Annotated in this window: 13 protein-coding genes; 8 read left to right on the top strand and 5 right to left on the bottom strand. The window is 32.6% G+C overall.

Features of this window, described 5'->3' with window-relative positions:
• A partial coding sequence (locus RMN92_RS01950) for a T9SS C-terminal target domain-containing protein (protein WP_309607780.1) occupies positions 1-1589 on the bottom strand: 1589 nt, incomplete at its 3' end.
• A gap of 212 nt (positions 1590-1801) precedes the next feature.
• On the opposite strand from RMN92_RS01950, the gene RMN92_RS01945 reads away from it, so the two are divergent.
• Positions 1802-2020: a helix-turn-helix transcriptional regulator gene (locus RMN92_RS01945; RefSeq protein WP_309607779.1), complete on the top strand. Its 219-nt coding sequence runs from the start codon at positions 1802-1804 to the stop codon at positions 2018-2020.
• A 132-nt stretch (positions 2021-2152) separates the two neighbouring features.
• Here the strand turns inward: RMN92_RS01945 and RMN92_RS01940 are convergent, their stop codons facing one another.
• Both RMN92_RS01940 and RMN92_RS01935 read right to left on the bottom strand, forming a co-directional pair.
• The gene (locus RMN92_RS01940; RefSeq protein ID WP_309607778.1) at positions 2153-2833 is read right to left on the bottom strand and encodes a hypothetical protein; all 681 of its coding nucleotides are present in this window, start codon (positions 2831-2833) and stop codon (positions 2153-2155) included.
• Between the two features lie 363 nt (positions 2834-3196).
• The gene (locus tag RMN92_RS01935) at positions 3197-3598 is read right to left on the bottom strand and encodes an excinuclease ABC subunit B (RefSeq protein WP_309607777.1); all 402 of its coding nucleotides are present in this window, start codon (positions 3596-3598) and stop codon (positions 3197-3199) included.
• Between the two features lie 120 nt (positions 3599-3718).
• Here RMN92_RS01935 and RMN92_RS01930 point away from each other — a divergent pair, with 120 nt between their 5' ends.
• Both RMN92_RS01930 and RMN92_RS01925 read left to right on the top strand, forming a co-directional pair.
• Entirely contained in the window at positions 3719-4729 is a 1011-nt protein-coding gene (locus RMN92_RS01930; protein ID WP_309607776.1) for a dipeptide epimerase, read from the top strand.
• Positions 4730-4732: 3 nt separating this feature from the next.
• A complete protein-coding gene (locus RMN92_RS01925; protein WP_309607775.1) occupies positions 4733-5761 on the top strand; it encodes an aminotransferase class I/II-fold pyridoxal phosphate-dependent enzyme in 1029 nt (342 codons plus the stop codon).
• Between the two features lie 93 nt (positions 5762-5854).
• Here RMN92_RS01925 and RMN92_RS01920 read toward each other — a convergent pair whose 3' ends face one another.
• Complete coding sequence (locus RMN92_RS01920) at positions 5855-6568, bottom strand: class I SAM-dependent methyltransferase (RefSeq protein WP_309607774.1); 714 nt, start codon at positions 6566-6568, stop codon at positions 5855-5857.
• Positions 6569-6701: 133 nt separating this feature from the next.
• On the opposite strand from RMN92_RS01920, the gene RMN92_RS01915 reads away from it, so the two are divergent.
• The 4 genes from RMN92_RS01915 (at position 6702) to RMN92_RS01900 (ending at position 8680) form a co-directional block, all read left to right on the top strand.
• Entirely contained in the window at positions 6702-7121 is a 420-nt protein-coding gene (locus RMN92_RS01915; RefSeq protein ID WP_309607773.1) for a DUF1456 family protein, read from the top strand.
• Positions 7122-7196: 75 nt separating this feature from the next.
• Complete coding sequence (locus RMN92_RS01910; protein ID WP_309607772.1) at positions 7197-7493, top strand: type II toxin-antitoxin system HigB family toxin; 297 nt, start codon at positions 7197-7199, stop codon at positions 7491-7493.
• 11 nt (positions 7494-7504) lie between these two features.
• Positions 7505-8020 (top strand): transcriptional regulator, encoded by a 516-nt coding sequence (locus RMN92_RS01905; protein ID WP_309607771.1) that lies wholly within the window; start codon positions 7505-7507, stop codon positions 8018-8020.
• A 3-nt stretch (positions 8021-8023) separates the two neighbouring features.
• Positions 8024-8680, top strand: coding sequence for an NAD-dependent epimerase/dehydratase family protein (locus tag RMN92_RS01900; protein ID WP_309607770.1), 657 nt, complete (start codon positions 8024-8026; stop codon positions 8678-8680).
• 85 nt (positions 8681-8765) lie between these two features.
• Here RMN92_RS01900 and sucC read toward each other — a convergent pair whose 3' ends face one another.
• Complete coding sequence (sucC, locus tag RMN92_RS01895) at positions 8766-9959, bottom strand: ADP-forming succinate--CoA ligase subunit beta (RefSeq protein WP_309607769.1); 1194 nt, start codon at positions 9957-9959, stop codon at positions 8766-8768.
• A gap of 255 nt (positions 9960-10214) precedes the next feature.
• Between sucC and lysA the strand changes: the two genes are divergently transcribed.
• Positions 10215-11414 carry a diaminopimelate decarboxylase gene (gene lysA, locus RMN92_RS01890; protein WP_309607768.1) on the top strand — a complete coding sequence of 400 codons (1200 nt, stop codon included), beginning with the start codon at positions 10215-10217 and terminating at the stop codon, positions 11412-11414.
• The last annotated feature ends 221 nt before the right edge of the window (positions 11415-11635 follow it).

Here is an 11635-nt window from a genome sequence, read left to right as displayed (position 1 = left end):
ACACTCGCAAAACCATCTGTAAAATCATAGCCTACAATAATATTGGTAAAGGTGATGACAGGATTGGGCAAAGCTTCAATACTTAATTTTGGGTTTTCAGGTTTACTGTTGTCTTTGAGTTTTACTACCCAAAAATCGTTGCTTCCAATACCACTGTCTTTATCTCTGGACTTTTCCCCTTTAGAAGTTCCTGCTAGTAAATAACCACCATCGCGGGTTTCAATAGCCTTTTTTAATAAATCCTCGCCCTTACTACCTACAGATTGTCGCCAAGTTTCTTCGCCTCTTTCAGTAATCTTTATCGCCACATAATCGTTGATTTCTTTTTTATCAACTCGCTCCCTCTCCATTGGAGAGGGCTGGGTTGAGGATTCGCTCTGCGCAAACCCTCCCAACAATACACTATGATCATCATTTTCAATCAATGAAGTCAATACATCTACTTTGCCAATATTATAAGTTTCCTGCCATATGGTTTCGCCCTGAGTATCGAGTTTGATAACCCAAAAATCGGTACCGTTTTCATTGCTTTTGCTTTTCTGGTTGGTAGCATTCGAGTTGGAGTTGCCACCCAAAATATAATTGCCATCATAAGTTTGGTGTACCACATACAAATTATCGTCTTGGTCGCCACCCAGAGTTTTTTGCCATGTTATTTCACCGTCTTTGTCCAGTTTTAAAACCCAAAAATCGCCCACGCCAATATTATCTTGTGTCTTGTTGCCACTATTTTCTGTTCCTATTTTGGAAGTAGCAGACGATGGTGAGTTGGAATAACCACCCAAAATATAGCCACCGTCTTTGGTTTGCTCAATACTTTTAAGTTCATCTTCATATTTCCCACCAAAGGTTTTTTGGAATTGTATGTTTCCTTTGGAATCCAATTTGACCATCCAATAATCCATATTCCCATAATTCGGAGCCGTTTTATCAGATAATTCTTTATCGCCAGTTTTGGTCAAACTTTCATTTTCCCCGCCCTGAGCAGAACTTCCTTTCTCCCCTCCTTCGGAGGGGTTGGGGGAGGATTCGGAGGACGAACTCCCCGCAATAACATAACCGCCATCCAATGTTCTTACAATACTTTGCAATTTCTCCTGCCCCATACCACCAATTGTTTTTTGCCACATCTCGTTGCCTTTGGCATCTAGTTTTATAATCCAAAAATCATCGCCACCACGACAGGCTTCTTTTTTATCATTTCTGGAAGTTTCAGTTGTATTTACGTTAGATGAATTAGATGTTCCTGCCAAAATAAAACCGCCATCGCTGGTAGTTTTGATGCTTTGCAAAAAATCCGACCCTGAACCGCCAAAACTTTTTTGCCAGTCCAAATCGCCTTTTTCATTCATTTTCCAAATCCAATAATCCAAATCGCCCATGCCATTTTCAGATTTGTTGCCAGACTTGTCCGAAAGCGAACTTCCAGCCAATATAAACCCATAATCAGGAGTGGGAATAGCATCCATCAAATAATCGGCTTGCTTCCCACCATAGCTTTTTTCCCAAAGAATATCTTGAGAAAATACGCAAAAGGTAGACAATAGTAATGTGAGTAAAGTAAATTTACGCTTGGAAATATTCGACATAGTAGTATGATTTTTAACGAAGAAGGGGTTCAAGAGTATAATTTTGTTTCGTTTTGTTTGTTGTTAATTCTTGCCAAAAATATAAATTTTAATTTGATATTCAACTCATTAATTTTAATGATATTTTATTTATTTAAAAAATCAAAGATAGAAATAAATACCAATAACACAAATTTGTGTTTATATAAACTTTATCATTTATTGAATTTCACATGGTGAAAAATGATGAAAAAATATTGGTAAAAGAATTTGGAGAAAAATTGAAAAAAATTCGACTTGAAAAAAATCTTTCTCAGGAAATGTTGGCAAATGATGCCGACATTCCCATAAACCAAATAGGCCGAATTGAAAGAGCCGAAATCAGCACTTCGTTAACTACAATCTTCAAAATAGCCAAAGCACTTGATATAAATATTAAAGATTTGTTTTAACATTCAAGGTGAAATTATTTCTTATCGGGTTATAAAATGATCTTTATATCAGCAATATTGTAATTTCATAAACCATAAATGAATACCACAAAAAAAGCCCGCTTCTCAGCAGGCTTAACAACAAAAAATTAATTACTCACTCGGTGGTACTTTACCCGATTTTATAATACGCATTCTAGATAGCACTTTGCTCAAAGTATACTCACCAGCTTTTCCATCGCCATCATACATAATTTTTCCTGCTACCGCAATAGTAGAAATATAAGCATATAATTTTTTATACTCACTGGCATTATCCCTATGCAATTGCCCTTTAATATTCATAACCTCATTTTGCAATTCATTTTTAGCAGACAAATCTTCTACATCTGCTTCTAGCGTAGCTACAAATCCAGCAGCCATACCTTTACTTATCAAAACAGTTTCGTTTTCAGCCACATATTGCATTAAACCTTCCATTTTAAAGCAAGCACCTTCAATATTTTTTGAGTCTAAATCTTTTTTTACAGCGGTCAATATACCACTATCAAGACCAGCCCGTTTAAAATAAAACGACAAAAAGTTAAACTCTTTATTCACCAAGTCTGCTTTTTCATATAAGGTTTCAGTAACCTTTTTTTGCTTCTCAGTCAACTTTAAAGTCTGCTCTAGTTTAGTAACCTTTGTAAGTTGCGCAATAAATACAGCCTCATATTCTGTTGTAAATTCAGTAAATCGGGTAGCCAATGTAGCCCTATCTCTAGTAAAACTAGTTTTCAAAAAAGTACCAGTCGGTACATACTCCTCCAATCGCAATGTGAATCCTTTTGCCATAATAATTATTGTTAGTTTAGAATTCCAAAAATATAATTATAAATCAAATATTAATTATAAACAGGAATATTTTTACAATAATTTAACTATTATTTCAAATAAATAGTAACGTTTTACCCAATACTCTGGCAATCTACTTTGCTTCTCATGAACCCTACTTTGCTTCTCATGGAGCCTACTCTGCTTCTCATGAAGCTTACTCTGCTTCTCACGAAGCTTACTCTACTTCTCACGAAGCTTACTCTGCTTCTCACCAAGCTTACTCTGCTTCTCACCAAGCTTACTTTGCTACTTTGGGTGCCCTAGCAAAAAAGAATTTTATGTAAAGTTGAGAATTTGTAAAGATTTTGAAGTGACAATTATCTAATTATGCTGCTCCTGAAACGCACAAATTACTTTCTCTGGAGCCACAATATGATTGGGCGAACATTGCATTAAATCCAAAACCCTATCCATAGCTTTTGGATTCAAGCCCATTTTTAACCCAATTTCATGAATCGATTTGTCTTCTCTTTCATGCAAAACATTATCGCAATACATTAATAATGCCAATTTATAAAAATGTAGAATTCTGAAAAACTCTTCTTTTATAGGTAAAAAAGAATCTCTTTTTCTGAATAAATCCATAAAAGCAGGTTTCTCAATTTCCAATTCCTTGGAAAGCAAATACAAAAAATCATATTCTTTGTCATGCAATTGTCCGTCAACAATGGCAAATTCAATCATTTCCGACAATAAACTAATTCTTGAAGCTCTGCTTTTCATCAATTAAAATTTTGACAAAAATATTATTTTAAACTTATAAGACAAATTTTTGATGCTATTTAAAATTAATTTTTATTTAACTAAAAAGTTGAATACATTTATAAAGTTTAAAACCAACCAATGAAACTAATACTTAAAGAATACACGCTCAAACTAAAACATACTTTCACGATTTCCAGAGAATCCATCGATGTGCAACCATCGTTAATTGTGGAATTGCATAGTGAGGGCTTTTCAGGTTTTGGCGAAGCAACTTCAAATCCGTATTACAATATTACTGTTCCAATGATGATGCATGATTTGGACAACATTAGAAATGTTATTGAAAAAACCGATAATGAAACGCCAGAAGTATTTTGGAGCAAAATATATCCATTTTTAAAAGAAAATATGTTTGCCTTATGTGCATTGGATTTGGCTTATACCGATTTATACGCCCGAAAAAAAGGCAAGAAATTATACGAGCTTTGGAATTATTCGATAGATAGAATTCCAATGACAGATTATACAATTGGTATTGCATCTATCGAAAAAATGGTAGCCAAAATGCAAGAATTACCTTGGCCAATTTACAAAATTAAGTTGGGTACCAAAGAAGATATTGCAATAGTTACAGCACTTCGAAAACACACAAACGCTATTTTTAGAATTGATGCAAACTGCGCTTGGAGTGTCGAGGAAACCATAAATAACGCTCTTGCACTTAAAAAATTAGGCGTCGAATTTATCGAACAACCCATGAAAGCCGATGATTGGCAAGCGCACAAAGAAGTTTACAAACATTCCGTTTTGCCAATTATTGCTGATGAAAGTTGTATAATTGAAGAAGATGTTGCCAAATGTCATAACCATTTTCATGGTGTAAATGTAAAACTGGTAAAATGTGGCGGACTTACTCCCGGAAAAAGAATGATCGAACACGCTAAAAAACTGGGCTTAAAAACTATGGTGGGTTGTATGACTGAATCTACGGTAGGAATTTCTGCCATTGCGCATCTTTTGCCACAACTTGATTATGTCGATATGGATGGTGCCTTACTCCTAGCAGAAGACATTGCCACTGGCGTAAAAATTACCGATGGAAAAATTACCTATTCTGAATTAAATGGAACTGGTGTTACACTTTTATAAACAATGATTGTCGAGCAATTTCCTGATAGAATAATTAAAATTGAAAATCAAGATTTTTTATATTTTGGAGGTACATCCTATTTAGGATTGCCATCGAACAAAGCATTCCAAAAAATATTAATTCAAAATATTAATAAATGGGGCACTTCCTATGGAAGCTCCAGAAATGCCAACATCCAATTATCGGCTTATGAAAATGTGGAAAAATATCTTGCAAATTATATTCAATCTCCAGCAGCTTTAACCGTTTCCTCTGGAACGTTGGCTGGCAAATTAGTAATTGAGCAACTCATCACAGATAATAATATTTTCTTCCATTTGCCAAACCATCACAATGCCATTCAAACAAAAGGAAGTTTTCCGATTTTAGTAAATGGTAAACTTCACCCAAGATTGTTAGATTCCAAAAAAGAAAAAATAACTATTTTGACTGATGCAGTACCAACTTCAGAAATAAAACTTATTAATCTATCATTTATTGATGAAATTTCCAATCAAAAAGAAATTACTTTACTTATTGACGAATCGCATTCATTTGGAATTTTAGGTAAAAATGGTTGCGGTTTGTATGGAGGAATTTCGAATTTAAATATCAAAAACAAAATTATGATTTCTTCGCTAGGGAAAGCTTACGGAATTACAGGTGGCGTTATTGCCGGAAATTTGGACTTTATTAATAGTATAAAATATTTACCAAATTATGTTTCTGCAGCAGGAATGAATCCTGCTTTTGCGCAAACAATTCCTGATGCGGTAAGTATTTATTTGAAACAATTTGAAAAACTCAGACAAAATCTGAACTTTATTCATACGCATTTGAAAAAAAATCCGTCAATAGATTTCGATTTAAATTATCCAATTATTTATCCGAAGCAAGAAAAAATAAATGAAATCTTGAAGGAGAATAACATTATAATTACCAATTTTAAGTATCCTAACGATCTGGGATATTTAAATAGAATTGTAATTACTGCAAATCACAGAAAATCAGATTTGAAAAAGTTGATTTCAATCTTAAATAAAAGTTATTAAACTTATGAAACTAAATTTTAGAACACAGATTTGAGAAATTTTATTAATTTATAAAATTTCTCAAATCTGTGTTCTAAAAAGTCAATGTTTACGCTAAATATTCTTCAAAAAATCTTCAAAATAGGAAACGGGTTTTAAGTCTAACAATTCATTTCTATTTTTATCCAAAAAAGCATAGTCTAAACTTTCTATATCTGTAAATGAATTAAAAACTTCTGGCAGATTTTCACGCGTTTTTTTATAAACAAATCCCAATCCGTGGTCACTATTCAATACAAAAGCAGAAAGTTCTGGGTGATTTTTTCTGATATGAACTATGGTTTTCCAAACATCGCCATTCCAAATATTTTTCCAATCTTTATGATCTTTAAATGTTGCACGCGCCACATCTATTGATTCGGAAGGATAGGCAGCCAATTCGTCTAGCGGATTACAATCGTGCAACACAATTATCCCATTTTTATCTAGATATTTTAAAGTATTTAAAGTATCGTTTAATGATTGTTTGTAGGTATGAAGTCCATCAATAAATGTAAGATCCAAGATATTTTTTTCTAATAACTTTTGATTACTTTTAAAAAAATCATCGCTTGTAACTTCAAAATAATCATTTTTAAAATTGTCTGCATTTTTAACGCATGCTTTTACTTTTTTCCACAAATTAAAATTAAAAAAAGGATCTACTGCAAATCGTTTTTTTGGTCCTTTGATATTAAAAAGACATTTGCCACGATTGACTCCAATTTCGAGATAATTCTTAACATTATTTTTTTTAATTATGGCATTTAAAACTTCAATACGCGTCATTTGTGATACTATTTTTAATTTATAAAAGTGATGCAAATATAAACAAATCTAAATCTGAAATTTAATGATCCACAATAAATATAGTAATGTGTTTAATATTTATCTTTACCAAAATAATTTGAATTAAAATAAAATGACAAATAACGATATTTTCAAAAAATTGCGCGTAGCCCTAATGTTGCGCGATGATCAAATAGTAGAAATTCTAGAATTGGTTGATTTTAGAATTACAAAATCTGAAATTGGTGCTTTTTTTCGTGCTGAAAATCATGAAAATTATGTAGAATGTGGCGATCAAATTTTACGAAATTTCCTGAACGGATTGGTTATTCACTTGCGTGGAACCAAAGAAAACCCTAAAAATCCAAACGATGTTTTAGACAAGCACAGGGGCGAAATTCCAAAAAAAACTTTCGAAAAACCCAAAACTGAGTTCAAACCAAAAACTACAGATTTTAAGAAAAAACCAATGTCTAATAATAAAAAACCAGCTCCAAAATTACAAATTATTGAAAAAGTAAAGTTTAATAATGGAAATAAAAAGAAATCTTAGTAGGGAATAATTTAATTATTTTCAAAAACTTCGCAATTTGCGAATTTTTTATATCTTTACTAATAATCTATATTAATGACAAGAATATTTAGCAAGGGAACATTGAGAGATTATTGGCAACATCATGCAGAAACTGAACAATATCTAAAAACTTGTTACGATACGGCATTAAATGCAAATTGGAAAACACCAAATGAAGTAAAACGAAATTACGCTAATGCTAGTATTTTAAAAAATCAAAGGATCGTTTTTAATATAAGTGGGAATTCTCATAGGCTTGTAGTGAAATTTAATTTTGAAAGACAATGGATTTTTATTAGATTCATTGGATCACATTCTGAATATGATAAAATTGATGCGAATATAATTTAAAACAATTTAATATGAATATATCTCCAATAAAAACAGAATCTGATTATGATGAAGCTTTAAAAAGATTTGAAATTCTTTTTGATTCATCCATTGGAACATTAGAAGGTGATGAAGCAGAAGTTCTTGCAATACTCATAGATGAATACGAAAATAAACATTTCTCAATTGAGGCTCCAGATCCAATCGAAGCTATTAAAATTAGAATGGAAGAACTAAATTTAAAAGGAATTGATATGATTGATTCAATTGGTGGAGAAAGTACTGTATCTGCAATTTTAAATAAACGTAGAAAACTAACTGTCGAAATGATTCGTAATTTAACAATTAAACTCAACCTTTCTCCTAAAGTTTTGATTAATGATTATCCTTTGAGAAAAAGAAGAATATTATATAATACAAATCAGAATTCAAGATTAATAACAGTAAGTGAAGCAGTTAAATCAAAATCTCAACATGCTACACGTACATCAAAACTACAAGTTATCGAAAAAGTAAAGTTCAATAATGGAAACAAAAAGAAATCATAAGCAATGAAAACCGCACTTATTACTGGTAGCACTGGACTAATTGGCTCTGAATTGGTGAACCTTCTTTTGGAAAGTAATCAATACGAAAAAGTGATTGCTTTTGTGAAAAGAGATTCTGGAATTAATAATCCTAAATTTGTTCAGCATATTATCAATTTTGATAATCCAACAACCTACCAAGAGTTGGTAAAAGGCGATGCCTTTTTCTGTACCATTGGAACGACTATAAAAACTGCGGGCAGCAAAGAAGCTTTTAGAAAAGTCGATTTTGAATATCCAACACAATTTGCTGAAATGGCTTTAAAAAACAAGGTGAAGCAATTTTTAATTATTTCATCATTAGGTGCAACAGAGTCGACAGGGAATTTTTATTTAAAAACGAAAGCGGAAGTAGAAAGTTTTTTAAAAAAAATGAATTTTGAAAGTATTTCAATATTAAGACCATCATTATTATTAGGCGAACGAAAAGAATTCAGATTGGGTGAAAAAATAGGAGGTTTTTTTACGAAAATATTTGGCTTTCTATTCATTGGAAATCTAAAAAAATACAAGCCCATTGAAAGCAAAAATGTAGCCAGAGCGCTTTTCGAAATAGCGCAGAAAAATACAGAAGGTTATACAATTTACGAATCTGATGCTATTCAGGAAATGGTTGAATAAAATATTTCTGAATTACATAAATACCAAAAATCCCGTCTCATTATAAAAATAAAACGGGATTTTCTATATAAATATTTTAATTCTATTATGACAAAGCGGCTTGAACTTGATCTGCCGCTTCTTGAAACTGAACTGCAGATAAAATTGGCATTCCAGAATTATCAATTAATTCTTTAGCAATTTCAGCGTTTGTTCCTTGCAAACGAACAATAATTGGTACTTTAATGGCATCACCCATATTTTTATAAGCATCAACCACACCTTGCGCCACACGGTCGCAACGTACGATTCCACCAAAAATATTAATCAAAATTGCTTTTACATTGGGATCTTTAAGAATGATTCTAAAAGCCAATTCTACACGTTTTGCATCGGCAGTTCCACCAACATCCAAAAAGTTAGCTGGTTCAAATCCTGCATATTTTATTAAATCCATAGTTGCCATTGCCAGTCCAGCACCATTCACCATGCATCCAACGGTTCCATCAAGATCTACATAATTCAATCCTGCTTCTTTGGCTTCAACTTCAATAGCATTTTCTTCGCGAACATCACGCATTTCGGCTAATTTTGGGTGACGATATAAGGCATTGTCATCCAAATTTACTTTGGCATCAACAGCAATAATTTTATTGTCAGATGTTTTCAACACTGGATTGATTTCAAACATAGTAGCATCAGAACCTACATAAGCTTTGTATAAAGCGTCAATGAACTGAACCATTTCTTTGAAAGCATTTCCAGAAAGTCCTAAATTGAAAGCTATTCTTCTGGCTTGAAAACCTTGCAAACCAACAGATGGATCAATTTCTTCATTAAAAATTAAATGCGGTGTGTGTTCTGCAACTTCTTCAATATCCATTCCACCTTCAGTAGAATAAACGATCATATTTCGTCCAGTAGCTCTGTTTAATAAAACCGACATATAAAATTCTGAAGTTTCACTTTCGCCAGGATAATAAACATCTTCGGCAACTAAAACTTTGTGTACTTTTTTACCTTCGGCACTGGTTTGCGGTGTGATTAATTGCATTCCGATAATTTGCTCAGCCAATTCCTCCACTTGTTGCAAATTTTTAGCCAATTTTACGCCACCACCTTTTCCACGACCACCGGCGTGCACTTGCGCTTTGATAACATGCCATCCAGTTCCAGTTTCGGCAGTCAATTGTTTGGCTGCTGCCACAGCTTCAATAGGGTTGTTGGCAACATAACCACGTTGCGTTTTTACACCATAACTGGCTAATATTTCTTTTCCTTGGTATTCGTGTATGTCCATAATGCGTTTTTTGACTTTTTAAGTGGTACAAAAATAGTAAATTTCAAGTAAATTATTAAATGAATTTATTTTTTTATTTGGAGCTATTTCCAGCTTTCGCCTTTATCTTTTTATAAAAGCTGAAAAACGCTTTTATAAAAAGGATATCGGCTCAATCTGGGCTAGAATTAGTCGTAACAATGAAAGTTTTAAAACAAAATTGAATATTGATTAACAAAAAATAATTTATTACTTTAGCACTTTAAAAAAAATTCAATGCAATCACAAGATTTACTTCAACTAGCTTCCCAATTTGGCAGTCCTTTATATGTTTATGACGCCGAAAAAATTCAATCTCAATACAATCGCTTAACAGCTGCTTTTTCAAAAGTGGAAAGATTACGCATTAATTATGCCGTAAAAGCTTTGTCAAATGTGTCTGTTTTGAAATTATTGAAGGAAATGGGTTCGGGAATTGATACGGTTTCTTATCAGGAAGTTATGCTTGGGTTGCATGCCGGTTTTGAATCACAGCACATTATTTATACGCCAAATGGCGTTTCATTTGAGGAGATAGAAGAAGTAGCTGAAATGGGCGTTCAAATAAATATTGATAATCTTTCTGTATTAGAACATTTTGGAACAAAATATCCAAAAACACCTGTTTGCATTCGTATCAATCCACATGTAATGGCGGGCGGAAACGCCAATATTTCGGTGGGACATATTGATAGTAAATTTGGTATTTCGATATACCAAATTCCACATATACTGCGTATTGTAGAAAATACTGGAATGCACATCAACGGAATTCACATGCATACCGGTTCTGATATTCTTGATATAGAGGTTTTCTTGTACGCAGCGGAAATTTTGTTTGATGCTGCAAAAAATTTCAAAGAACTTGATTTTATAGATTTTGGGTCAGGTTTTAAAGTACCTTATAAAAAAGGAGATATTGAAACCAACATTGAGGAATTAGGAAAAAAATTGACCAAACGTTTCAATGCTTTTGAAAAAGAATATGGGCGTGAATTAACACTGACTTTTGAACCGGGGAAATTCATTGTGAGTGAAGCTGGTCATTTTCTAGCTAAAGTAAATGTTATCAAGCAAACTACCTCAACCGTTTTTGCTGGAATCGATTCTGGTTTTAACCATTTAATAAGACCTATGCTTTATGGTGCACAACATCATATTGACAATATTTCCAATCCAAAAGGTAAAGAACGTTTTTACACCGTTGTTGGTTATATTTGCGAAACGGATACTTTTGCCAACAATCGTCGTATTGCAGAAATTACGGAAGGTGATATTCTATGTTTCAAAAATGCTGGTGCTTATTGCTTTTCCATGGCTTCCAATTACAATTCACGCTACAAACCCGCCGAAGTTTTGTGGAAAGATGGTAAAGCACATTTAATTCGTGAACGTGAAAAAATGGAAGATATTCTAAAAAATCAGATTATGGTTTAATCATTAAATTTTATAAAATAAAACACTACTAAACGACTAATATTTTTCACAACAAAGGGCTACTTTTCACAGTAAGCCCTTTTTTTTCATACTTTGTAGTTTGCAAAAAACAAAAGTAATGAGTTCCAAAGATATTGAAAAAAAGTTTGTCGGTCAGCCGATTTTTAAACAATTAGTAGATTTTATTCCCAAAAACAAGTTTGATATTCTTGCTCAAAAAC

The organism is Flavobacterium sp. (genome assembly GCF_031363805.1).
Classification (GTDB): domain Bacteria; phylum Bacteroidota; class Bacteroidia; order Flavobacteriales; family Flavobacteriaceae; genus Flavobacterium.
Note: the sequence above shows the minus strand (reverse complement) of the source record. Positions and strands in the feature narration are given on the sequence as shown.